Genomic DNA, 24251 nt, shown 5'->3' with positions numbered 1-24251 from the left:
CCCTCACCCGCGGATCAGCGCCTCCAGTTCCGCCTCCGTGAGCAGGCGTTCCGGGCGGACCGTCGTGTCAGAGCCCAGGTAGCAGAACGCCGCGCCGACCTTCTCCAGCGGCAGGCCCGTCCAGCGCGACCACGCCAGCCGGTACACCGCCAGCTGCACCTCGCGCGCCGCACGGGCGGCTCCGTCGTCCGGCTCGCGGCCCGTCTTCCAGTCCACGACGACGACGCTGCCCGGTTCCCCGTCGGGATCCGGGAAGACCGCGTCCATGCGGCAGCGCAGCATGACCCCGGCCACCGGCGTCTCGACGTCGGCCTCCACCGCGATCGGCGTGCGCGACGCCCACTCCGAGCGCAGGAACGTCTCCCGGAGCTTCGCCAGGTCGGTGTCCACGAGCAGGTCGTCGCTCTCCGCGCCGGGCAGGTCGTCGACGTCGAGCAGCGAGGCCGAACGGTAGAACTGCTCCACCCACGCGTGCAGCTGGGTGCCACGCCGCGCGTGCACCGTGGGCTGCGTCGGCACGGGCCGCCGCAGCTGGATCGTGAAGTCGTCACGGTCGGCCGCGAGACGGACCAGGCCCGACGCCGACACGTGCGCCGGGAACTCGACGAGCCCCTCGTCCCGTTCGGCGCGCTCGGCCAGCAGCATGGCCGTGAGCTCGACGAGGTCGTGCCCGGCGCCGTCGCGCAGCACCCCGGCCGGGGCCGTGAGGGTGGTCGACGACGGTTGCCCGGTGTCCGACGACGGCCGCTGGGTAGCCGACGACGCCTCACCGGACAGCGCGTCCGCCTCCTCGTCGACCAGCGCGGCTGTGATACGCAGCACCTCGCGCGCCGACAGCGCGGCGGCGGAGGTCGCCGTCGCTCGCGTGCCCGGTCGCGCGATCTCGCCGGACGAGACGCCGGAGTCGGCGCGAGCGTCCCCAGCCGGCCAGACGGCCGTCTCGGTGACCAGGTCACGCGGGTTCTCGGCGTCCGGATCGGGCGGGGTGACCCAGCCGTCCGTGGACACGAGCCCGGCCCCTGCCAGCTCCTCCAGGAACACCGACATCGTGCGCGGACGCGTCGCCGTGCCCCACCAGGAACCGGTCACCAGCAGGTCGCGGCGCGCCCGCGTGAACGCGACGTACGCGAGCCGCCGTTCCTCGGCCAGCCGGTGGGCGCCGCAGTCCTCCCGGAACTCCTCGCGCAGAGCCACGAGGTCCTTCGTGTCCGACGCCGTCTCCCACCGGAACGCCGGCAGATCCTCGGCATCGCCGCGCAGGTGGTAGGGAAGCTCCCCGAGACCGCTCAGCCAGCCGCTCGACTTCTCACCGGATCGCGAACCGCGGTCCCACGCCGGGAAGACTCCCCCGACCAGGCCGGGCACCGCCACGACGTCCCACTCCAGGCCCTTGGCCGCGTGCGCCGTGATGATCTGGACCGCGTCGGGATCCGGCTCCCGCACCGGCATGTCGAGCCCGTTCTCCCGGCTGCTCGCCACACCCAGCCACGCGAGGAACGCCCCGAGCGTCGCCACGTCCGCCGACTGCGCGAACGACGCGGCGACGTCGCGGAACGCGTCCAGGTGCTCGCGCCCCCGGTCGCTCACCGCTCCCGCCGCGCCCGTGCCGGTGAGCGCGGCCGCGGTGACCGCCTCCACGTCCAGCCCCAGCGCCCGCTCGGCCTGCACCACCAGCTCCGGCAGCGACAGGTAGGTCAGGCCGCGCATCCCGCGCAGCACGCCCGCGAGCGCCGTGAGCCGTGCGTGCCCCTCGCGCGTGAGCGTTCGCCCGTCGCGTGCGGGCTGCCCGGGTTCGGGGAGATCGTCGAGGGCGTCGATGATCGAGCGGTGGTCGACGACGTCGCCTTCGACGACGGTCACGTCGTCGGGGGCGGGGGCGCCCGGGTGGTCGCCCGTGCCGCTGGGCGTCGCGGTCCCGCCGGGCGTCGTCGGCCCGGCCTCGGCCGACAGGGCGTTTCCGCCGGACGCGCCGGTCGGCGGGCCGTCGTCGGACGCTCGGGCGCCGGCCCGGCGGGGGTCGTCCTCGCGTGCGATGTCCGCTGCCCACGATCCCAGGGCGTGCAGGTCCGCGGCGCCGAGGTGGACGCGTGGTCCGGTGAGGAGGCGCAGCAGCGAGTCGCCGCGCGACGGGTCGTGCGCGGCCTCCAGGAGCGCCACGACGTCGACCACCTCGGGCGTGGTGAGGAGCCCGCCGAGGCCGACCACCTCGACGGGCAGGCCGGCCGAGCGCAGTGCGACCTCGACCGCGGTGAACTGTGACCGAGCCCGGCACAGGACGGCGGCCGTGACCCGGCCGCCGGGGGTGCTCCCGGGGCGCCAGCGCTCGGCCACCCATTCGGCGACGGCTGCAGCCTCCTCCTCGGCGGTGGCGGCGACGTGCGCGTCGACCCGGCCGTGGCCGGCGCCGGGGCGCAGGTCGAGCGGCGGGACGTGCACGCCGGGTCCGCGTGCGCCGCGCGTCGTCGTCGCGAATCCGCTCGTCCCGGGTCCGCTCGCCTCGCGCAGCGGGGCCGCCACGACGTTCGCCGCGGCGAGTACCGCGGCGTCGTTGCGCCACGAGGTGGAGAGGTAGTGGACGCGCGCGGCGACGCCGTCGTCCCGCCGGAACCGGTCGGGGAACCGGGCGAGGCCGGAGGCCGACGCGCCGCGCCAGCCGTAGATGGACTGGTGGGGGTCACCGACGGCGATCACCGGGTGGCCGTCGCCGAACAGGCCGGCGAGCAGCTCGACCTGCGCGTACGAGGTGTCCTGGTACTCGTCGAGCAGGACGACGGCGAACCGGGAGCGCTCCGCCGAGCCGACGACGGGGACCGAGCGGGCGAGCTCGGCGGCGAACGCGACCTGGTCGCCGAAGTCCAGGGTCTCGGTGATCCGCTTGCGGCGGCGGTACTCCACGACGAAGTCGACCAGGCGGGAGCGCTCGGCAACCGAGCCGATGAGCTCCTCGACGTCCTTGGTGCGCTTCCTCTGCTTCTCGCCGAGAGGGACGGAGTCGAGGTGTTCCGACATGGCGTCGAGGCGCGCGCGGGCGTCGGCGGGGTCGAGCAGGTGCTCGCCCAGCGCCCCGGACAGCGCGACGACCGCCGCGGTCACGGTGCTGACGGCCTTGTCGGTGCCCAGGTCCTCGTCCCACGACTCGACGACCTGCGACGCGAGCTGCCACTGTTCGGCCTCGCCGAGCAGGCGCGCGCTGGGTTCGACGCCGAGCCGCAGTCCGTGGTCGCCGACGAGGCCGGCGGCGTACGCGTTGTAGGTGGCGATGGTGGGACGGTCGATCGCCAGGTCCGCCGCGCCGGGCAGTGCCTCGCCCGACTCCTCGGAGAGCGCGCGGGCGAGCTGCGCCAGGCGGGTCTGGACGCGCTGGGAGAGTTCCCCGGCGGCCTTGCGGGTGAAGGTCAGGCCGAGCACCTCCTCGGGCGCGACCAGCCGGTTCGTGATGAGCCAGACGACGCGTGCCGCCATCGTCTCCGTCTTGCCGGATCCGGCGCCGGCGACCACGAGGGCGGGCTCCAGCGGCGCCTCGATCACGGCGGTCTGCTCGTCGGTGGGCTCGGGCCTGCCGAGCAGCCGGGCGATGGCGCGCGCGGAGAGCCGGGGGTGTCCCGCCTCCGACAGTGCCTGGTCCTGGGTCCGCCGCAGGTCACCGGCCGGGTCGTCGCCGCTCGTCAGGTAGTCGTCGTCGATGGAGAAGTCGTCACCGAACAGTGCGTCCTGGCTCACTCGACCACCTTGCGCCCTTCGGGCTGCAGCGGGCAGGAGCGACGCACCGCGCACATGTCACACAGTTTGTTGCGCTGCGCCGCGAAGCTGTCCGACGCCATGGTGTCCGCCGCCTGTTCGACGACGTCCCGCGCCCACGAGTCGCCCTCCGGTCCGGGTGCGAGCGCAGGCTGGTCCCGAACGGTCGCGCCGGCCGTCGGCGTGCCGACGTACACGAGGCTCGCGCCCTTGCTGACCGTGCCCTCGGGCAGGTCGAGCGCGTCCTGCTCCACGGCGAGCTGGTAGGCGCCGAGCTGCGGGTTCTCGGCGGTCTCCGCCTTGGACTGTGCCGACTTGCCGGTCTTCAGGTCGGCGACCCGTACCGCGCCGTCGCCGGCGTCCTCGACGCGGTCGACCTGGCCGCGCAGCCGTGCCCGCCCCACGCGCAGGTCGAAGTCCGCCTCGACGAGCAGCGGCTCGCCGGAGCCCGCCAGGTACGCGGCGAGCCGCTCGACCATCTGCTCGGCCCGCCCGCGAAGCTGCCGGGACGGCCAGCCCTCGGGCAGGGCGAGTTCCGGCCAGCGCCGGTCCAGCTCGGCCTTCAGCTCGTGCAGGGAGCCCTGCGGCATGTCCTGCGCGATGGAGTGCAGCAGCGTGCCGAGGCTCTGGTGGGTGGCGTCCGGTGCGGTGCCCCCGGCCGCCTCGAACACCCAGCGCAGGGCGCAGGTCGTGACCGTCTCCACCTTCGACGGCGACACCGTCACCGTCTGCTCCGGGCCCCACAGCGGCGTGTCGCTCGACGCCCCGGCCACGCCGTACCACGTGGTCGGGTCCGCCTCCGCGATTCCCGCGGCCGCCAGGTCCGCCAGCAACCGGGCTGCGACGCGCGCGGCGTCGTGGGCAGGGTCGCCCGACGCGACCGCCCGCACCAGTTCCGCGCGCGCGGCGGAGACGACCCCACGCAAATCGAGCGGCGGACCGACGACGGCCCTGCGGGGATCGGGCCCCTCACCGTCGTCGTCCCGCGGGGAGATCAGGTCGCAGAAGACGCTCGGTGCGTCCTCGGTGTCTTCGACGGCGGTCACCAGCAGCCGCCGCCGGGCACGGGACGTGGCGACGGCGAACGCGCGCAGTTCGTCCGCCAGCACCTGACGGCGGGCCTCCGCGCCGTGCACCCGGGCGTCGTCGGCGCGCCCGGCGTGCAGTTCCACCAGCGCCTGCGAGCCGAGCAGCGAGTCACGCAGGCGCAGATCGGGCCAGACGCCGTCCTGCACTCCGGCCACCACCACGACGTCCCACTCCCGTCCGGCCGCGCCCGCGGGGGTGAGCGCCTCGACCGCGCCCGCTCCGGAGCCGGACGCCGCGAGCGAGTCGGCCGGCAGGTCCTGCGACTCCAGGTAGTCCACGAACGCCGACACCGGTGCCCCCGGCATCCGGTCCACGAACGTCTCCGCGGCACGAAACAGCGCGAGCACGGCGTCCAGGTCCCGGTCGGCACGCAGCGCGCCAGGCCCGCCGCCGAGCGCGTACTTGCGCCAGCGTTCGGCGAGTCCGGTCGCGGCCCACACCGCCCAGAGCACCGTCTGAGCCGTCGCACCGGGCTCGGCCGCAGCCGTCCGGCCGGCCGCCAGCACGCTCGCCACCCGCACCGGCGCCTGCCGCACCGGTTCGGGAAGCAGCCCGGCCCGGGCCGGATCCCCGAGCACCTCCACCAGCAGCGCGTCCGAGGTACGCCCGCCGCCGTCGGCCAGTTCCTCCGACCGCAGCGCGCGCCGCAGCCGGCGCAGCGCCACGGCGTCGAGCCCGCCGACGGGAGACGTGAGCAGGAGGGCCGCCGTGTCCGGGTCGAGCGAACCGGGCTCCGCGCCGTCGATCTCGGACGCGATGAGTGCTTCCAGGCTGCCGCGCGGCGCGCCCGCGGCCACGCGGGCGGCCGCGAGCAGCGGCGCCACCGCCGGCTCGTCCCGCAGCGGCAGGTCCGAGCCGAGCAACGCCACGGGCACCGAGGCCGACGCCAGCTCCCGGCGCAGCGCGGACAGCCGGGTGCCGCTCCGCGCGATCACCGCCATGCGCTCCCAGGGCGTGCCGTGCAGGAGGTGCTCCGCCCGCAGCTCGCGCGCGATCCACGCGGCCTCCTGCGCCGCGCCCGGCAGCACGGCCACCCGTACCGCCTCGGGCGGAGCGTCCCGCGCACCGGACTGCCGGGAACCCGTCCCGGCCGTGTCGCCGTCGCCCGCCCCCGCTGCACGGCCGGCGTCGTCGTCCGGCCCGTCCTCCGGACGCGCCGCGGCGCGGCGGTGCAGCACGCTCGCGAGCACGGGGATCCGTCCCGTCACGGCCCGCGTCACCTCGCGCAGCTCGGCCCCCTGTCTCCACGCGGTGCCGAGCACGACCGTCGCGGCGTCGAACGCCCCCACGGGCCCCCGACTCGCGGCGGCACGCCCCACCAGCCCGGGTGCGGCACCGCGGAAGCCCTGCACGGCGCTGTCCGGATCGCCGAGGAGCACGAGGCGTGCCCCGTCGTCGTGCAGCACGTGCAGGAACCGGGCCGTGGCCGCCGTCGCCTCCTGGTAGTCGTCCACCACGACCAGGTCCCAGGTGAGGCGTGGCAGCCCGGGCAGGTCCTGCTCCCAGGACAGCAGGGCGTGCGTGGCCTCGTCCACGACGACCGCGGGATCATACCGGGCGCCCGCGTCCGGGGTGCCCGACCGCAGCGTCATGACGTCCAGATACTCCTCGTACAGCTTGGCCGCCATCACCCACTCCGGCCGGTCGTGCGTGCGGCCCAGGCGGTGCAGCTCCACCGGGCCGAGACCGCGCTCTGCGGCACGCATCAGCAGGTCACGCAGCTCCTGGCGCAGGCCCCGCAGCGACAGGGAGTCCGCCGGCAGGCCGGGCGGCAGCTCCAGCCCCGTCCCCTCACCGGCGGCATGCCCGGCCAGCAGCTCGGCCAGGATGAGATCCTGCTCCGGCCCCGAGACCAGGGTGGGCGGCGGCGCGTCGAGCGCGAGCTCCCGCGTGCGCAGGATCGAGAACGCCGCCGACGCGACCGTGCGCACCATCGGTGCCCCGACCGTCCGGCCGGCCCGTGCGGCGACCTCGTCCCGCATCCGCGCCGCCGACCGCCGCGACGCCGCCAGCACCAGCACCCGCTCCGGCGACGCACCGGCCCGCAGCGCCTCGACCGTCATCTGCGCCGCCACCGTCGTCTTCCCCGTCCCCGGCGCGCCCGCGACCAGGGTGACCGGCCGGGACAGGGCGACCTCGACCGCCTCGGCCTGTGTCGGGTCGAGCGCGCGGGCACCGGCGCCGCGCGGATCCTGCCCGGGCGGCACCAGCCGGAGTCTCGGTAGCGCTGTCGTCACGCGGAGCATCCCATCACGAGACACTGACACGGCAGGCGCACCGCAGCCTGCGCGGCGTGTACGTGCCCGCCGGGAGCGCCGTCGTCGGACCGTCAGCCCTCGCCGGGCACCGGCCACGGTTCCGGCTTGCATCCCTGGGTCGACAACGTCTGCTGGAGCATCACGGTGGCGCGCTCGCCCTTGCCCGCGCACTCGTCGTGCCCGTGCCCGAGAACGTGCCCCACCTCGTGGTTCACCAGGTACTGCCGGTACCGCGCGTCGTTCTCCCAGGCGTCCGAGCCGTGCACCCAGCGCCGGAAGTTCAGCACGGCCGTCCCGATGACCCCGCACGACAGCGTCCCGCCCGTGTCCAGTGGATGGCACAGCTCGTCGGTGGTCCGCGGGCCCGCGAGCACGACGCGGAAGTCGTAGTCCTCGGTGTCCGTGCGCGCGAACGTCACACCGTCCACCGACGACCAGCCGCGCGGATCGTTCAGCGTCTTTATGACGGCGTCCGCGAAGACGGCCTGGTCGACGGGGAGCCCTCGCTCCACGGCGACCCGCACCCGCAGGACCTCGCCGTCGCCGGGCGCGCGTTCCCGGCCCGGAACGGTCCGGAGCTTCCCGGTCGCCTGCTTCGGCACCTCGGCGTCGTCGAGCAGCCCGGAGCCCTCGTCCGGCGTGGGGCTCGGGGCGGGCGCCCGGCGTGCCATCCGTTCCGGTGCCGGGCTCTGCGGCGCGTCCGCGCCCGGTTCCGGGCCCGAGGGCTCGGTACCCGACGACGGCGTGCCCGAGGACGCGGTGCCCGACGACGGAGCTTCCGCGGCGTCGACGAGCGTGCTCTCCTCGTGGGTGACCCCGAGGTCCTGTCCGGCGACACGATCGAAGATCCCTTGGACCGCGGCGCGGGACTCCGCGGGGCGCTGGTACGCCGTCGCTGCCGCGCCCGCGCTCACACCGACCACCAGCACGAGCAGCAGTGACAGGGTGGACCGGCCGGGACGCGGAGCCTTCTGCACGAGGAACATCGTGCCACGGGGTCACGAATCGGTCACGTGCGGTGGGTCCCCGCCGTCTTGTCGCGAGATTGTTCCCGCATCGGCCCTCGGCGAAACCGCACGGCTCGCGGCGCCCGCCGTGGTTAGGATCGCGACGAGCCGGGATTCCCCGGACACCCGCCGCCCGTCCGGGCACGTGAAGGAGTGAACGTGGAAGTCACCATCGGTGTGCAGCACCTGACGCGCGAGGTCGTCATCGAGACCGAGGAGGCGGCCGATGCGATCGCCGCCGCGGTGCGGAAGGCGCTGCCCGACGGCGTCCTGGAGCTCACCGACACACGCGGCCGCCGCCTCGTGATCCCCGCACAGCACGTCGGCTACGTCGAGATCGGCTCCGAGGAGCAGCGCAAGGTCGGCTTCGGCTCGCTCTGACGGGGTGGGCCCGGACACTGGGCACCACCCGGCACGGACCAGGGGACCTATATGACTCCGCTGGGCACGTCCCAGGCCGGTTGGGCCAGGTCCTCGGCCAGGCCAACCGGTCCCGGGCCGCCGGACACGGCAGGAAGGTACCGAGCCCAGCGTTCTGCCACGTCCCAGCCCAACGCAACCGGTCCCGGGCCGCCGGAAAGGTTGCGAAGACCGAGGACGCGACGCAGGAGCGCCCGCAGGGGTGAGCCCGGCGGCTCCGGACGACACGGTGAGCCCGGCGGCTCCGGACGACACGGTGAGCCCGGCGGCTCCGGAGAACACGGAGAACACCGCGGAAACCTCGACCGCGTACCATGAGTCACGTAATCGGTTGCCCGGTCGTCCTGTTCACGACTTCCGACTCCGCGCTCCGGCCATGCGGCCGCTCCGCGGGACTCGCAGCCCGCAGCGCCACGACGGCGCCGGGCGCGACGAATATTCACGATCGGCTGCCGCACGAACGGCGCGTGCCGATCGCCCACAGGGGGCCAGCTGCCGCGCCGACGAGAGATGAAGGCGCCAGTGACCACCACCGACAGCCCGGCCGCAAGCGCGGCCGAGACCGTTTCCGATTCCGAAACCCCCGACTACAGCTCCTCCTCCGCGATCCAGGCGCAGAACGTCACGTTCGCGGACTTCGGAGTCCGCGAGGAGATCGTCGATGCCCTGCGCGACTCGGGCATCACGCACCCGTTCCCCATCCAGGCGATGACGCTCCCGGTCGCGATGAGCGGCCACGACATCATCGGCCAGGCGAAGACGGGAACCGGCAAGACGCTGGGCTTCGGCGTTCCGCTGCTGCACCGCATCATCGCCCCCGGCGAGCAGGGCTACGACCAGCTCGTCGCGCCGGGCAAGCCGCAGGCGGTCGTCGTCGTCCCGACCCGTGAGCTCGCGGTCCAGGTCGCGAACGACCTGGACACGGCCTCGTCGAAGCGCTCGGTGCGCATCGTGCAGGTGTACGGCGGTCGCGCGTACGAGCCGCAGATCGAGTCCCTGAGGAAGGGCGTGGATGTCGTCGTCGGCACACCGGGCCGCATGATCGACCTGATGAACCAGGGGCATCTGACCCTGCTGCGGGCTGGCACCGTGGTCCTGGACGAGGCCGACGAGATGCTCGACCTGGGCTTCCTGCCCGACGTCGAGAAGATCCTCTCCCGCACGCCCGCCCAGCGGCACACCATGCTGTTCAGCGCCACGATGCCGGGCGCCGTGGTGAGCATGGCCCGCCGGTACATGAAGCAGCCCACGCACATCCGTGCCGCGGACCCGGACGAGGGCTTCACGGTCAAGAACATCGCACAGGTCGTGTACCGGGCGCACGCGCTGGACAAGGTGGAGGTCCTGGCGCGCATCCTCCAGGCCGAGAGCCGCGGCCGCACCATCGTGTTCGCCCGCACCAAGCGCACCGCCGCCAAGGTCGCCGACGATCTCCGTGAGCGCGGGTTCGCCGCCGGCGCGATCCACGGAGACCTCGGCCAGGGAGCGCGCGAGCAGGCACTGCGTGCGTTCCGCAACGAGAAGATCGACGTGCTCGTCGCCACGGACGTCGCCGCCCGCGGCATCGACGTCGACGACGTGACCCACGTGGTCAACTACCAGTGCCCGGAGGACGAGCGCACCTACCTGCACCGCACGGGCCGCACGGGCCGCGCGGGCAACAAGGGCACGGCCGTCACGTTCGTGGACTGGGACGACGTCCCTCGCTGGAGGCTGATCGACAAGGCCCTGGAACTCGACATCCCGGAGCCGGTCGAGACGTACTCGACGTCTCCGCACCTGTTCGCCGACCTCGGTATCCCCGAGGGCACGAAGGGCCGCCTCCCCCGGGAGAAGCGCGTGCTCGAGGGGCTCGACGGCGAGAAGCTCGAGGATCTCGGCGAGACCGGCAAGCGCACCAGCTCGGGCGGCCGCGGCCAGGGCGGCTCGCCGTCCGGCACGGGGCACGGCCGGGGTGGTCGCTCGGGCGGCGGTTCGGGGGGCCGTGGCCGGGGCGGTTCGTCGTCCGACGGCGGCCGGAGCCGGAGCAGTGCGACGTCCGACGGCGGCCACACTCCGGACCAGTCGACGAGCGGGACATCTGCTGAGGGTGACGGCGCCCGCCGTCGTACCCGGAGCCGCCGCCGCACCCGCGGTGGCCGCCCGGCCACCCCGCCGTCGGAGGCCTGACACCCGGCCCGGCACCTCGCACGGGCGTGTGGTCGGGGGTTCTCCGTGTGGTCGGTCAATCACTTGACCGACCACACGGAAAACCCCCGACCACGGCGGCGGCCGCCGGAGGCATATCATCCATCTCGTGCGTGCATCCTTCAGTGCTCCGCTGTGGCAGTGGGAGGCCCGGACCGAGGCATGGTGGTTCGTCTCGGTCCCGGCTGACGTCTCCGACGATCTGGCCGACCTTCCCCTGCCGCCGCGCGGGTTCGGGTCGATCCGAGTCAAGGTCACCGTGGGGTCGACCACCTGGCGGACGTCAGTCTTCCCGTCGGACCGGGAGGGCGGGTACGTACTGCCGATGAAGAAGTCGGTCCGCACCAAGGAGTCGCTGACGGAGGACTCACCGGTCGCCGTCACGCTGGAGACTGTGGACCACTAGGGCGACGGCGACCCGGCACGACCGGCCGTCGACCGGTCAGTGCCCCGTCAGCACCTGCGGGTCCGTGACGAACTGGGTCACCGCCGTCGCGATCATCTGCACCGCGATCGCGGCCAGCAGGACGCCAGCGATACGGGTCACCAGGGTGACGCCGTCGTCCCGGAGGACGCGCTGGATGATGTTCGCGAACCGCATCGACAGCCACACGCACAGGTGCACCGCGACGACGCCGGCGCCGATCACGGCCCAGGACGCGAGGTCCGCGTGCTCCTCGACGAACACCATGGTGGCGACGATGGTGCCCGGTCCGGCCAGCAACGGGGTGCCGAGCGGGACCATCGCGACGTTCGTGTTCGCCGACGCCGACGGCTCTTCCGCCTTGCCGGTCAGCAGCTCCATCGCCACGAACAGCAGCAGCAGACCGCCCGCCGCGCGCAGTGCGGGCAGCGAGATGCCCATGTAGGCCAGCACGTACTTGCCGAACACCGCGAAGATCACGACCACCAGGAACGACACCAGGATCGCCTGGCGCGCGGCCCGGTTGCGCCGCTTGTGGTCCATGCTGCTGGTCAGGCCGAGGAACACGGGCACGGTGCCCGGCGGGTCCATGATGACGAACAGCGTCACGAAGACGGTCGCGAACAGCGCGAGCAACTCGTTCATGCGCGTTCTCCCCCGCCCGGCGCCGCCTCGCCGTTCCGCACGGGCGCCCCGGCGCCAGCCACCCCGGTACCAGCACCGGCACCCGGCCGCAGCACGGCGAGCGCGCCCTGCTTCTCGATCTCGGCCAGCGCCTCCGGTGCGGTCGTGTTCTCCCCGATGAGGTTCGTCTTCCCGCGCCCGTGGTAGTCGCTCGAGCCGGTCACCAGCAGACCCAGTGCGTCCGCCAGAGAGGCGAGCCGACGTCGCGCGACGGCGTCGTGGTCGCGGTGATCCACCTCGAGCCCCGCGAGGCCCGCGTGGGCGAGTTCGACGATCGTCTCGTCGGGCACGATCTGTCCCCGGCCGTCCGCCCCCGGGTGGGCGAACACGGGGACACCGCCGGCGTCGCGCACGAGGCGGACGACGTCGACCGCGTCCGGAGCGTAGTGCGGTGCGTAGTACCGGCTTCCGGTGCGCAGCATCGTGGCGAACGCCTCGTCCCGGTCGGCGACGACACCCGCGACGACGAGGGCGTCGGCGAGGTGCGGACGGCCGATGGTGGTCCCCGGTTCCGTCTGCTCCAGCACGTCCTCCCAGGTGATCGGGTAGTCCTCGGCGAGCAGTCCCACCATCCGCTCCGCGCGCGTCGCGCGGGACTCACGGGTCTTGTCGAGTTCCGCGCGCAGTCCGGCGTGGTCGGGGTCGTGCAGGTAGGCGAGGACGTGCACACCCACGGGACGCACGCCCACGGGCGCGTGCGCCGAGATCTCGATACCGCGCACGAGCGCCACGCCCTCGGCGGCCGCGGAGGCGGCCGCCTCGTCCCAGCCGGAGGTGGTGTCGTGGTCGGTCAGCGCGACGACGGTGAGACCCGCGGCGGCAGCGACCTTCATCACCTGTGCCGGGGTGTCGGTGCCGTCCGACGCCGTGGAGTGGGTGTGGAGGTCGATCACAGATCGAGTCTAGAGATATCCCGAACGCCACGGGCCGCCGTGTCAGGTGACGTTCGGCACCAGCCCGCGGCCGCACGAGTCGTTCTCCGCACGCCCGGCCTGAGACGGCCGGGTACCAGGAGCAAGGGCGCGGGTGCGAGACTGATCGCATGAGCGAGAACACCACCTCGTCCGACCAGTCCATCGAGGAGCGGGGAACCAACCGTTCGCAGCGCCCGGCCTCGCGCGCCTTCAAGAAGTTCGTGATGTCGCAGTGGGCGCCGCGTGCCGAGCTGGGCGTCACGGCGTCGCGCGCGGTGCCGTTCACGGCCACCCGCCGCGCCGCGCTGTCCGCCCGGCTGCCCGGAGCCCGGCTGGTGATCCCGGCCGGCCCGCTGCGCACCCGGTCCAACGACACGGACTACCGGTTCCGTCCGCACTCGGCATTCGCCCACCTCACCGGACTCGGTACGGACCAGGAGCCCGACGCCGTGCTCGTGCTGCACCCCGTCGAGGAGGGCACGGGCGATCCCGGGGCCGACGGGACGCCATCGAACCATCACGCCGTGCTCTACGTGCGGCCGCTGGCCCCGCGCGACAACGAGGAGTTCTTCGCCGACGCCCGCTACGGCGAGTTCTGGGTGGGGGCCCGCCCGACCTTGGCCGACGTCGAGACGCTGACGGGCATCGAGGCCCGGCACGTCGACGAGCTGAAGGACGCCCTGGCCAAGGACGTCGGGGAGGGCGGCGTGGTGCTGCTGGTCGTGACCGGGGCCGACGAGGAGGTCGAGACGCTGGTCGAGGCGATCCGGGCCGAGGTGGGCCTGGACCTGGCGGAGCGCGCCGAGGAGGAGACGTCGGCCGAGGCCGCCGAGGTCGCGTCCACCCACGGGGTGGACGACGCCGCGCTGGTCGAGGCCGCCTCCGAGATCCGGCTGCTCAAGGACGAGCTGGAGATCGAGCACTTGCGCGAGGCCGTGGCCCGCACGATCGAGGGCTTCGAGGCCGTGGTGCGTGCGCTGCCCCGCGCGGTGGCACACCGACGCGGCGAGCGGGTGATCGAGACGACGTTCGACGCGAACGCCCGGCTCGAAGGCAACGCGGTGGGCTACGAGACGATCGCGGCCGCCGGCGACCACGCGACGACGCTGCACTGGATCCGCAACGACGGCGAGGTGCGCGAGGGCGACATGGTGCTGCTCGACGGCGGCGTCGAGGTGGACTCCCTGTACACAGCGGACGTGACGCGCACGCTGCCGGTGTCCGGCGAGTACAGCGACGTGCAGCGGCGCATCTACCAGGCAGTGCTGGACGCCGCCGACGCGGCGTTCGCGGTGGCGAAGCCCGGCGCGAAGTTCCGCGACGTGCACACGGCGGCGATGGAGGTCATCGCGGCGCGTCTCGAGGAGTGGGGGCTGCTGCCCGACGGCGTGACCGCCGTGGACGCGCTCGGCGAGGACGGCCAGCAGCACCGGCGCTGGATGGTGCACGGCACGAGCCACCACCTGGGTCTGGACGTGCACGACTGCGCGCAGGCCCGGCGCGAGATGTACCTGGACGGCGAGCTGACGCCCGGCATGGTGTTCACCATCGAGCCCGGCCTGTACTTCAAGGCGGACGACCTCGCGGTGCCGGAGGAGTACCGGGGCATCGGCGTCCGCATCGAGGACGACGTGCTGATCACCGCGGACGGCAACGAGAACCTGTCGGCGGCTCTGCCCCGCACCCCGGACGCGGTCGAGGCCTGGATGGCACAGCTCCGCGGCTGAGCCTGCGACGCGCGGCGGTCATGACCGCCCAGTCAGAGCGGCCAAGGCCCCCGGTCGCACCCTCCCGGACCGGGTAGGCAAGCACCTGGTCGGGGGTTTGGCGTGTGGTCGGTCAATCACTTGACCGACCACACGCCAAACCCCCGACCACACGCAACTCCCCCGACCAGCTCGGCCATCACTCACATCACTCACGCGAGCGGCGGGAGGAGCGGGTCAGGACGGACCGTTCTGCCGACGTTCGCCGGTAGCAGGCGGAGCACCCGGGTGACGATGGCGCCAGGATCGCGCCTGTCATGCTTGGTGACCCGCACCATGCGCATTCCGGTCTCGACGATCGCGTCGCCACGGCGCTTCTCACGCATCAGCTCCCGCGCCCCGGAGTGATCCGGGGCGAGGACCCCGTCCTGGTACTTCACCATCCCGTCGAACTCGACCATGACCCGCCATTCCGGCCAGCCCATGTCGCACCGCGAGGACCCCAGCCGAGTGAGCACGACCACCTGCGTCGTCGGAGATGGCAGCCCGGCCTGGACAATCACGTATCGCACCCACGACTCCCAGTGCGACTCCGCACCGCCGTCGGAAATCTCGATGACTCGACGTGCCCTCCGCGTCCCCCGCTTGTCCTTGCGTGACTCAAGGTCACTCAGCAGCTCTTCCCGCGTGAGGCCGTCCGAAAGCGCACTGTCCAGTACCACGAGCGCTTCGAAAGGACGCATGGTGAGCGCGCAGTCGACCGCAGCGCGCACCTTGGACGTCACCGGGATTCCCAGGTGCTCCGTCCTGTGTTCGGCCGGGAGGTTGCGGTGGTGGACGATGTCCGCAGCCGCGTGGCCCGATGCCCGGTACTCCTGATAGATGTGCGTCTCATCAGGCATGTCCCAGACGCGCCAGCCCCAGAGGATGGCCGCACTGACGTGGCTGACGGCATGCTCCGCGCGGGTCCGGCGGTGCACAGCCATCAGCCTGGCCAGCGCGAGGGTCTCGCCCCGGGGAGCCGCCACCCGTTCCTGGCCCACGGCTTCCGGCACTTCCATGTAGGCACCCTGGCGCACCCGCGTGATCGTTCCCGCACGTAACCCCCGGGCAATCCGGTTTCGATCGTTGTGCCGAGTCTCGATGATCTGGGGAAGCTGCCGCGTCGTGGTCCTCACGCACCGCAGCCTCGCAATCTGCTACGGACGCCGCAGCGCTCTCCGACGCACCCTGTGCACAAACCGGCCCATCCACAAGCGCCGGTCTGGCTCAGGAGGCACTACCCGGTCAGGAGGGGCGCCATCGGCCGGCTTGCCGGGGCCCGCGCACGGCCGGTGCGGTCGCTGCCGCCGCAGGGATCACACAGGAAGCGACTGGTCGGGGGTTTGGCGTGTGGTCGGTCAATCACTTGACCGACCACACGCCAAACCCCCGACCACACGTCGCTACGAGCCCGATGAGCTGCCCGTCGAGCCGCCGCCCGCACCATCCTCGGAAGCGTCGCCCGTCGGCGTGTCGTCCTCCGGGCGCATCGCGCCGTAGCGGGGCTTGCCCTCCGGGGTGACGAAACGCGGGTCCGGCTTCCGGGGCGGGGGCGGCGTCTCACCCTGCGCGTCCTGGCCGGCGGGCGCGGGGCCGGGTCCCGGGACCGCACCCGCACCGCCGTCGGACATCCCCTGGCCGGCAGGGGCCTGGCCGGCTGCGCCGAATCCAGGGCGCCCGCCCCCCGGGAGCACGGTCGCCGACGGCCGCCCCACGCCGCTCGGGGAGCTCAGCAGCATCGTCCGCGCCTCAGCGGCGTGGTCGTGCGCGCAGAGGATCGCGTACGTCGCGGCCACGATCTGGGACGACGACGTGAAGTCCCGCCGCCCGCCCGTGAACGCGTAGGACAGCACACTGAACAGCAGTCCGAATCCGGCGCCGAGCCCGATGCCCACGAACAGCACCCCACCCCCGCCGTCGCCGGCGAAGAGAGTGAGCAGCAGCCCGACGAAGAGGCCGAACCACGCCCCGGACAGCACGCCGGCGAGCGCCACGCGGCCGTAGGTGAGGCGTCCGGTGACGCGTTCGACCATGCGCAGGTCGGTGCCGACGATGGTGACGTTCTCGACGGGGAACTTGTTGTCGGACAGGTAGTCGACGGCCTGCTGTGCCTGGAGGTAGGTCGGGTATGCGGCGACCTCGTCTCCGGCGGGGAGGGTGGGCACCTTGGGGATCGCGCCGGGGCGGGACATGCTCATCTGCACAGTTTCCCGTACTTCCCTGAGTAACGCGAGAAACCTGGGCCCTCGTCCGCCGCCGGCGCAACTCCGGCCCTCCCCTACCGCCGCGGAACTTCGACCCGCCCCGCCGGCAGAACTCCGGCCCGCCCTCCCCGCCGGCGCAACTCCGGCCCATCCCCCCGGCGAGGGCCGGACCCGCGGCGTAGCCTGACCCCCATGAGCTCCACTTCCCCGGTGTTCGTGGCGCGCCTGGCCGGTACGTCGGTCTTCGACCCGATCGGGGACCAGGTGGGGCGGGTGCGCGACGTCGTCGTGCTGATGCGCACCAACCGCCCGCCGCGCGCGGTCGGCCTGGTCGTGGAGGTTCCGGGACGACGGCGGGTCTTTCTCCCGCTCACCCGTGTGACGAGCATCAGTCCTGGTCAGGTGATCAGCACCGGCCTGGTGAACATGCGCCGGTTCGAGCAGCGGGCGATGGAGTCGCTGGTGCTGGGTGAGCTGCTCGACCGCCGGGTGAGGTTCACGGACGGGTCGGGCGAGGCGACGGTCGAGGACGTGGCGATCACCAGGCAGCGTACGGGCGACTGGCTGGTGGACCAGCTGTTCGTGCGGCGCCGGCCGGAGCGGGTGCCGCCGTTGTCGCTGCGTCGCCGCGGATCGACGCTGACGGTTCCGGTCGACGACGTGACCGGCCTGGCGCGGACCGACGTCGACCAGGGCGCGGCGCGTCTGCTGGAGGCGTACGAGAACATGCGTGCCGCCGATCTCGCCGACGCGCTGCACGAGCTCGCGCCGGCCCGGCGTGTCGAGGTGGCGCGCGCGCTCGACGACGAGCGCCTGGCCGACGTGCTGGAGGAGATGCCGGAGGACGATCAGGCGGCGATCCTCACCTCGCTGGACGCGGACCGCGCCGCGGACGTGCTGGAGGCGATGGAGCCCGACGACGCGGCCGACCTCCTGAGCGAGCTGCCGGACGCGCAGGCGGACGACCTGCTGGCCCTCATGGAGCCTGAGGAGGCGGCGGACGTCCGCCGCCTGCTGGAGTACGGCGAGGACACGGCGGGCGGTCTGATGACGACGGAGCCGGTCGTTCTCGGCGCGGACGACACCATTGCGATGGCGCTGGCGCAGCTCCGGCGGAAGGAGCTGCCGCCCGCGCTGGCCGCGATGGTGTTCGTGGTGCGGCCGCCGATGGAGACGCCGACGGGCCGGTTCCTCGGGGTGGCGCACTTCCAGCGGCTGCTGCGGGAGCCGCCGCACGCGTCGGTCGCGTCGGTGCTGGACGCGGACTCGCAGTGGTGGCTGACGCCGGAGGCGCCGCTGGGGCGGGTGACGCGGCTGATGGCGGCCTACGACTTCCTCGCGCTGCCGGTGCTGGACCCGGAGCGCCGGCTGCTGGGCGTGGTCACGGTGGACGACGTGCTCGATCACATGCTGCCCGACGACTGGCGCGAGTCCGACGACGAGGGGCTGGGCGGAGAGCCCGGCGACACGTCCCGGGCGGATGCGGAAGCCGGGCGTGCCGGGCCGGGACGAGGCGCGATGACGAGGTCCAGGGAAGGCGACGACGGACGGGCGTCCCATGGCTGACCGTCTCGACCGGCCCAAGGCCGCCGGATTCCGTCGCCCCCGCTTCGACCCGGACCTCATCGGCAAGGGCGCGGAGGCGTTCGCGCGGTTCATGGGGACGGGCCAGTTCCTCATGTGGATGACGTTGTTCGTCATCCTCTGGGTGACGCTCAACGTGGTCGCGTTGTGGGGCCTGCGGTGGGACCCCTACCCGTTCATCCTGCTCAACCTGTTCTTCTCGGTGCAGGCGTCGTACGCGGCGCCGTTGATCCTGCTCGCGCAGAACCGCCAGGACGACCGCGACCGCGTCCTCGCGGAGCAGGACCGCCGGCGCGGCGAACGCAACCTCGCGGACACGGAGTACCTGGCGCGCGAGATGGCGTCCCTCCGCATGCTCCTCAGCGAGGTGGCGACCCGCGACTACGTCCGCTCGGAACTCCGCGGGCTGCTGGAGGAACTGGAGGAGCGCAGGGTGCGTGAGCCGGACACGGACGCGCCGTAGGCGGTCGGCGTGCCTGCCGATGTCCGACGGCGGTCGAGACGCCGACTACCCGGAGCCCGGACAGCCACACCCCCTGGTCACGCGCACGTCGCTCCTCTACGCTCGCGGCGTGGATCAGAACGGTAACGCCCAGTACGGGCAGCTCTCGCCCCAACGCGCCTTCAGTCCGGATGCGACCCTGCGCTTCACCGTGCAGGGGAACGTCATGACCTCCAACATGGTGCCGCCCATGCTCACCATCGACGGGCACAAGGCACCGTCGAGGATGAGCGGGAGCGTGGACATCCCGATCGAGTCGGGGCGGCACCATCTCGAGGCGTCGTCGCAGTGGCTGCGGAGGTACGGGCAGGCCGCGTTCGACGTCCACGTCGCGCCCGAGCAGACGCTCGAGGTGTTCTACGCGCCGCCGTTCCACCAGTTCACGAGCGGCGCGATGGGCCTGACCCGGCAGAAGCGCAAGGGCGCCGGGCTGATGTGGGGCGTCTTCGGCGCGCTCGGCCTCTTCATCGTGCTGGTCGTGCTGGTGCCGGTCGTCGCGTCCCTGTGACGGGTTTCAGTGCGCCGCCTGGGCCGCTCGCCGTCTGTCGAGCCGTCATGATCCGGTCGCGGAGCAAGGCCACGGTGTCGTCGCAGTCGTCGATATCGCCGTCACGCCGCGAGCAGCGGGACCACCTCGTCGATCGTGTCGACCAGGTGGAGGCTCGCGGACATGTCGCGGTCGGCCGCCAGGGTGCTCAGCAGGTCCCAGGCCGGCAGTTCGCGCGTCCAGAAGTCCTTGCCGACCAGGACCATCGGGGCCACTGACGACGCGTCGGCGTAGTAGTTCTCGCAGGCGTCCTGGAAGACCTCCTGCACCGTGCCCGCGGCGCCGGGGAGGAACACGATGCCGCCGTTCGCGCACTCCAGGAGCACCGCCTCCCGGATCGCGTTGCTGAAGTACTTCGCGATCCGCGTGGCGAAGGGGTTCGGCGGCTCGTGGCCGTAGTGCCAGGTGGGGATGCCGAAGCTGTCGGCGCCGTCGGGCCACGTGTCGAGCACCTGCAGAGCGGCACCCACCCAGTGCCGGACCGACGGCGTGAACGACGGCGCCCGGGCCACCATCGTCAGCGCCTTCTCCAGGTCCGCCGGCGTGTGCGGCGCCAGGTAGGCACCCAGGTTCGCCGCCTCCATCGCGCCGGGTCCGCCACCCGTCGCGACGGTGAGGTCCGCGCGGGTGAGCTCGTACGCCAGGCGGGCGGCGTCGGCGTAGGCGTCCGAGCCGCGGGCGAGCGAGTGGCCGCCCATGATCCCGACGACTCGGCTGCCGGTGTGCGCGGCGGCGAGCGCGTCGTCGACGGCGTGGTCGTGCAGCGCCTGCGCGAGGGTCAGGTCCCGGGATCGCGGTTGCCGGGACCACGCGTAGGCGCGCGCGTCCAGGGTGGTCTCGTACCCGTCGTCGATCCCGTCGTACAGTTCGCGCGCGGTGTACAGCCCGGGCCGGTAGGAGTCCACCGGGCTGCCGGGCACCTGCGGGAACACGAGTGCCCCGCGTTCCCGGACGGACTCCTCGTCCGGCTTGTTCAGCGTGCAGCCGAGGAACAGCGCGCCGGCGACGGCGACCGAGCGGATCGCGGCGGTCTGGCCGGTCAGGTCGAGGGACTGCAGGTGCCACCCGGACATGGACCGGGCTCCGGCGGCGAGGCGGGCGGTGAAGTCGTCGAGGGACTCGACGTCGACGATCTGACCATGGTGCGGGCGCATGTCCGGCACGCTACCCGGTCACGCCAGGTCGGCGTCGTGGACCATGATCGCGACCTGGACGCGGTTCTCGGCGGCGAGCTTCGTCAGGATGCGGCCCACGTGGGTCTTCACGGTGGACTCGCTCATGTACAGGTTCGCGGCGATCTGTGCGTTGGACAGCCCTCGCCCGATCGCGACCGCGACGTCCCGTTCACGTCCGGTGAGCGTCGCGAGGCGGGTGGCGGCCTGGTCCGCGCGGTCGTCCCGGGGCCGTGCGACCGACGCGATGAGCTGTGCGGTGACGCTCGGCGACAACGTCGGCTGTCCCGCGGCGGCGGCCCGCACCGCCTCGACGAGCTTCTCGGGCGGCGTGTCCTTGAGGAGAAACCCTGCCGCGCCCGCCCGGAGCGCCTCCAGCACCAGTTCGTCGGTGTCGAACGTGGTGAGCACGATGACGCGGGCTTCCGCATCCTCCGCGACGAGCGCCCGCGTCGCCGTCAGCCCGTCCGTGCGGGGCATCCGGATGTCCATGAGCACCACGTCGGGCCGCAGCCGGTGGACGAGGGCCAGCCCGGCGGCGCCGTCGGACGCCTCGCCGACGACCTCGATGTCGGGTGCTCCGCCGAGGATCAGCTTGAGTCCGGCGCGGACCAGGGTTTCGTCGTCGACGAGCACGACCGTGATCGGGGTGTCGCTGTTCATGATGCCGCCCAGGGTAGCCATGCCCGCACCACGAAGCGGCCGCCCTCCGTGCCGTAGCGGAGCCGGCCGCCGCCGAGCTCGGCCCGCTCGGTCAGGCCCATGAGTCCCAGCCCTGATGCGGGCAGTTCCCCAGGCGCCTCGCCGTGTGCGAGCGGGTTCGCGACCGTGACGTCGACGCCGTCCCCCGGAGCGCCCGCGAGCGTCACGACCACCGGGTTTCCCGGAGCGTGCTTCCGCGCGTTGGTCAGCCCTTCCTGCACGATCCGGTACGCCGTGCGGGAGACTGCTTCGGTCAGGCCGTCGTTCGCGGCCCTGCCGCCGGCCGCCTGGTCTTCGTCCCTCGCCCGGTCGTCGTGGAACGTCACCTCGACACCCGCCGACCGGCACTCGTCCACGAGCGCCGGCAGCGCCTCCAGCGTGGGCTGGGGCCGGTGCACGTCGTCCCCCTCCGTGCCGAGCACCGCGCCGCCTCCGGGCAGGTCGCGGAGCACACCGAGGATCTCCCGCAGTTCCTTCATCGCGGCGTGCGCGGAGTCGCGGATGGTCTCGGCGGTGCTCGTGACCTCCTCGCGCGGCAGGTCCTTGCGGTAGGCGAGCACGCCGGCATGCATCGCGACCAGGGAGATGCGGTGGGCGAGGACGTCGTGCATCTCGCGGGCGATCCGCGCCCGCTCGTTCGCGCGCGCCCGCGCCACCCGGCCCGACTGCTCGCGCTCCGCGGTCTCCGCGCGCAGCACCAGCGATCGCACGTGGTCCCGGCGCAGGCCGATGTAGGCGCCGATGGCGACCAGGAGGACGTAGTACATGACGCCGAACACGACGTCGAACACTCCGTTGAACCCCGGATCCAGGAGGTACGGACGCACGAGGAGGTAGACGACGTAGGCCACGGCGTGCGTCACACCGACGACGACGATCGATATCCACCGCCGGCTCGTCGCGAGCGAGACGACCACGATCGCCGCCGCACCCGTCGCGAAGTTCGACACCGCGCTGAACGCGGTCAGGACCAGGGCGATCGTGGCGGGCAGGCGCCGGCGCAGGTGCAGGAGCACGAGCGCGACGATCCCGAGGAGCATGTCCAGCGCGACGACGCTGTCCGGCTGCACGGCGCGCTCGCCCAGCTCCTCCTGCCACGCGCTGACGGCCACCGCCATGAAGCCGAAGGAGCCGGCCACCAGCGTGCGCCAGATGCCGCCCCAGACCCGCCGCGGAGTGCTCTGGTCCGCCGGCGCGCCAGGTCGTACGGGCGTGCGTGTGCGGATGTCGCCCGACGACGGCGACCGCAGGGCAGCCGTCACTGCAGGCGCCCGAACGCGTCCGCGGCGAGGTACGCCGGCATCGGCCCGGCAAACGTCAGTCCTTCCATCGTGCCTTCCCGCCTCTCTCGTCCGCGTGCCTCACGAAACTACCCGCCGGGCCGTCGTCGGACATCGTCCTTCGGACCGACATGTCCCGGACGATCGGACTAGCCGGTCCGAGCCTTCCTGCCGATCACGTCGCGGGCCTTCGGCCGATGTGCCGGCGGGGGCCGCCGGGAGAGCGTGGGGCCATGATCACCGCGAACCACCTCACCAGGAGATACGGCGACTTCACCGCCGTCGGCAACGTGACCTTCGAGGCCCGCCCGGGACTCGTCACCGGCTTCCTCGGGCCCAACGGCGCCGGGAAGTCCACCACGATGCGCATGCTGTGCGGCCTGACGCCCGTCACCTCCGGCACCGCGCACGTGCTCGGCATGCCGTTCCGCGAACTGACCAACCCGGGACGCCGCGTGGGCGTGCTGCTGGACGCCTCGGCGCAGCACGCCGGCCGCACCGGCCGCGAGGCGCTGACGGTGTCGGCGATGCTCATGGGGATCGGCCGACGGCGCGTCGGCGAGGTCCTCGACCTCGTGGGCCTCACCCCCAAGGAGGCCGACCGCCGCGTCAAGGGCTACTCGCTCGGGATGCGACAGCGCCTCGGCATCGCGAACGCGCTGCTCGGCGATCCCGAGGTGCTCATCCTCGACGAGCCCGCGAACGGCCTCGACCCCGCCGGCATCCGCTGGATGCGCGACCTGCTGGCCGACTTCGCGCGGTCCGGCGGGACCGTCCTGCTCTCCTCGCACCTGCTGCACGAGGTGGAGAAGGTCGCCGACGAGATCGTCGTGATCGGCAACGGGCGCATCGTCGCCCAGGGCTCGACCGAACTCCTGCTGTCCCACTCCCAGCGCAGCCTCGAGGACCTCTTCCTCGACCTGACCGCCGACGTCTCCCGCGACGGGACTGCCCGTCCGGAGCCGACGACGGTCCCCGCCACCACCGAGACCGATCGGGAGAACTCACGATGACCGCCATCTCCGCCGTCCCCTTCACCCGCCTGACTCTCGTCGAGTGGCGCAAGCAGCTCGACACGCGCGCCGGGCTCTGGCTGCTGATCTCGATCGCCCTGATCACCGCCGCCGTGCTCGCCGTGATGGCGTTCATCGGGGAGGGTGCCACGAGCTTCGAGGCGTTCTACTTCGGCACCTCCATCCCGATGGGCCTCCTCCTGCCCGTAGTCGGGATCCTTGCCGCCACCTCGGAGTGGTCCCAGCGCACCGGCCTGATCACGTTCACGCTCGAGCCGCGGCGCACGCGCGTCGGGCTGGCGAAGCTCGTCGCCGCGCTCGGCTCGGGTGTCGCCTTCTTCGCGGTGGCGGTCGGCCTGGCCGCCGTCTTCCACCTCGCGGTGGTCGCGTTCACCGACGCGGACGCCGCCTGGACCATCCCGGCGGGCGCCGTCTGGGGCGGCCTGCTGCTCACCGTCCTCTCCATGGCGCAGGGCGTGGCGTTCGGCGCCCTCATCCAGAACACGGCGGGTGCGATCGTGGCGTTCTTCGCCCTGCCCACCGCGTTCGGCCTGATCGGCTCCTTGATCGCGGCGGTCCGCGACGCCATGCCGTGGATCGACCTGGCCACAGCGGGGGAACCCGTCCTGTACGGGGACGCCATGACCGGCCAGCAGTGGGCCCAGCTCGCCACGGCGTCGGCCATCTGGATCGTGGCGCCCCTGGTGCTGGGCCTGATCAGGGTCGCGCGCCGGGAGATCAACTCGACCTGAGCACGTCCGCCCGGGCAGGCCGGTTT

At 73.0% G+C, this 24251-nt stretch carries 19 protein-coding genes; 9 read left to right on the top strand and 10 right to left on the bottom strand.

The window, feature by feature from the left end; translation table 11 throughout:
• Window positions 1-3: 3 nt before the first annotated feature.
• The 3 genes from ACYVK5_RS04920 to ACYVK5_RS04910 all read right to left on the bottom strand — a co-directional run bounded on the left by ACYVK5_RS04920 (window position 4) and on the right by ACYVK5_RS04910 (window position 8062).
• Window positions 4-3720, bottom strand: a complete 3717-nt coding sequence (locus ACYVK5_RS04920) for a UvrD-helicase domain-containing protein (RefSeq protein ID WP_460702374.1) — start codon at window positions 3718-3720, stop codon at window positions 4-6.
• A complete protein-coding gene (locus ACYVK5_RS04915; RefSeq protein WP_460702372.1) occupies window positions 3717-7073 on the bottom strand; it encodes an ATP-dependent helicase in 3357 nt (1118 codons plus the stop codon). The genes ACYVK5_RS04920 and ACYVK5_RS04915 overlap by 4 nt, the downstream gene beginning before the upstream one ends.
• A gap of 83 nt (window positions 7074-7156) precedes the next feature.
• On the bottom strand, window positions 7157-8062 hold the full coding sequence (locus ACYVK5_RS04910; RefSeq protein WP_460702370.1) for a DUF3152 domain-containing protein: 906 nt from the start codon (window positions 8060-8062) through the stop codon (window positions 7157-7159).
• A gap of 189 nt (window positions 8063-8251) precedes the next feature.
• Here ACYVK5_RS04910 and ACYVK5_RS04905 point away from each other — a divergent pair, with 189 nt between their 5' ends.
• From ACYVK5_RS04905 to ACYVK5_RS04895, 3 genes are all read left to right on the top strand, one after another.
• The gene (locus ACYVK5_RS04905; protein WP_460702368.1) at window positions 8252-8473 is read left to right on the top strand and encodes a DUF3107 domain-containing protein; all 222 of its coding nucleotides are present in this window, start codon (window positions 8252-8254) and stop codon (window positions 8471-8473) included.
• A gap of 549 nt (window positions 8474-9022) precedes the next feature.
• Window positions 9023-10681, top strand: coding sequence for a DEAD/DEAH box helicase (locus tag ACYVK5_RS04900; RefSeq protein ID WP_460702366.1), 1659 nt, complete (start codon window positions 9023-9025; stop codon window positions 10679-10681).
• A 127-nt stretch (window positions 10682-10808) separates the two neighbouring features.
• Window positions 10809-11105, top strand: coding sequence for a DUF1905 domain-containing protein (locus tag ACYVK5_RS04895; protein ID WP_460702364.1), 297 nt, complete (start codon window positions 10809-10811; stop codon window positions 11103-11105).
• Window positions 11106-11141: 36 nt separating this feature from the next.
• On the opposite strand, the gene ACYVK5_RS04890 is transcribed toward ACYVK5_RS04895, so the two are convergent.
• Window positions 11142-11768, bottom strand: a complete 627-nt coding sequence (locus ACYVK5_RS04890) for a MarC family protein (RefSeq protein ID WP_460702362.1) — start codon at window positions 11766-11768, stop codon at window positions 11142-11144.
• A complete protein-coding gene (locus ACYVK5_RS04885; protein WP_460702360.1) occupies window positions 11765-12700 on the bottom strand; it encodes a PHP domain-containing protein in 936 nt (311 codons plus the stop codon). The genes ACYVK5_RS04890 and ACYVK5_RS04885 overlap by 4 nt, the downstream gene beginning before the upstream one ends.
• 149 nt (window positions 12701-12849) lie before the next feature.
• Between ACYVK5_RS04885 and ACYVK5_RS04880 the strand changes: the two genes are divergently transcribed.
• The gene (locus ACYVK5_RS04880; RefSeq protein ID WP_460702358.1) at window positions 12850-14448 is read left to right on the top strand and encodes an aminopeptidase P family protein; all 1599 of its coding nucleotides are present in this window, start codon (window positions 12850-12852) and stop codon (window positions 14446-14448) included.
• A gap of 191 nt (window positions 14449-14639) precedes the next feature.
• On the opposite strand, the gene ACYVK5_RS04875 is transcribed toward ACYVK5_RS04880, so the two are convergent.
• Both ACYVK5_RS04875 and ACYVK5_RS04870 read right to left on the bottom strand, forming a co-directional pair.
• Complete coding sequence (locus ACYVK5_RS04875) at window positions 14640-15488, bottom strand: hypothetical protein (protein WP_460702356.1); 849 nt, start codon at window positions 15486-15488, stop codon at window positions 14640-14642.
• Window positions 15489-15872: 384 nt separating this feature from the next.
• Window positions 15873-16667 (bottom strand): YflT domain-containing protein, encoded by a 795-nt coding sequence (locus ACYVK5_RS04870; protein WP_460702354.1) that lies wholly within the window; start codon window positions 16665-16667, stop codon window positions 15873-15875.
• A 198-nt stretch (window positions 16668-16865) separates the two neighbouring features.
• On the opposite strand from ACYVK5_RS04870, the gene ACYVK5_RS04865 reads away from it, so the two are divergent.
• The 3 genes from ACYVK5_RS04865 (at window position 16866) to ACYVK5_RS04855 (ending at window position 19267) form a co-directional block, all read left to right on the top strand.
• On the top strand, window positions 16866-18239 hold the full coding sequence (locus tag ACYVK5_RS04865; RefSeq protein WP_460702352.1) for a magnesium transporter MgtE N-terminal domain-containing protein: 1374 nt from the start codon (window positions 16866-16868) through the stop codon (window positions 18237-18239).
• Window positions 18232-18720, top strand: coding sequence for a DUF1003 domain-containing protein (locus ACYVK5_RS04860; RefSeq protein ID WP_460702350.1), 489 nt, complete (start codon window positions 18232-18234; stop codon window positions 18718-18720). Before ACYVK5_RS04865 ends, ACYVK5_RS04860 begins: the two co-directional genes overlap by 8 nt.
• Window positions 18721-18829: 109 nt before the next feature.
• Window positions 18830-19267 carry a hypothetical protein gene (locus ACYVK5_RS04855; RefSeq protein WP_460702348.1) on the top strand — a complete coding sequence of 146 codons (438 nt, stop codon included), beginning with the start codon at window positions 18830-18832 and terminating at the stop codon, window positions 19265-19267.
• 101 nt (window positions 19268-19368) lie between these two features.
• Here ACYVK5_RS04855 and ACYVK5_RS04850 read toward each other — a convergent pair whose 3' ends face one another.
• Genes ACYVK5_RS04850 through ACYVK5_RS04840 form a run of 3 tightly spaced genes read right to left on the bottom strand, consistent with a single transcriptional unit; the run spans window position 19369 to window position 22442 of the window.
• Window positions 19369-20460 (bottom strand): LOG family protein, encoded by a 1092-nt coding sequence (locus ACYVK5_RS04850; RefSeq protein ID WP_460702347.1) that lies wholly within the window; start codon window positions 20458-20460, stop codon window positions 19369-19371.
• Window positions 20461-20478: 18 nt separating this feature from the next.
• Complete coding sequence (locus ACYVK5_RS04845; protein WP_460702345.1) at window positions 20479-21162, bottom strand: response regulator; 684 nt, start codon at window positions 21160-21162, stop codon at window positions 20479-20481.
• Window positions 21138-22442: a sensor histidine kinase gene (locus tag ACYVK5_RS04840; protein ID WP_460702343.1), complete on the bottom strand. Its 1305-nt coding sequence runs from the start codon at window positions 22440-22442 to the stop codon at window positions 21138-21140. Before ACYVK5_RS04840 ends, ACYVK5_RS04845 begins: the two co-directional genes overlap by 25 nt.
• A 251-nt stretch (window positions 22443-22693) precedes the next feature.
• Between ACYVK5_RS04840 and ACYVK5_RS04835 the strand changes: the two genes are divergently transcribed.
• Both ACYVK5_RS04835 and ACYVK5_RS04830 read left to right on the top strand, forming a co-directional pair.
• On the top strand, window positions 22694-23473 hold the full coding sequence (locus tag ACYVK5_RS04835) for an ABC transporter ATP-binding protein (protein ID WP_460702341.1): 780 nt from the start codon (window positions 22694-22696) through the stop codon (window positions 23471-23473).
• Window positions 23470-24225 carry an ABC transporter permease gene (locus tag ACYVK5_RS04830; protein WP_460702340.1) on the top strand — a complete coding sequence of 252 codons (756 nt, stop codon included), beginning with the start codon at window positions 23470-23472 and terminating at the stop codon, window positions 24223-24225. Before ACYVK5_RS04835 ends, ACYVK5_RS04830 begins: the two co-directional genes overlap by 4 nt.
• The last annotated feature ends 26 nt before the right edge of the window (window positions 24226-24251 follow it).

The sequence above is a fragment of the Myceligenerans halotolerans genome (assembly GCF_054782975.1).
This window is presented reverse-complemented; position numbering and strand designations above follow the sequence as displayed.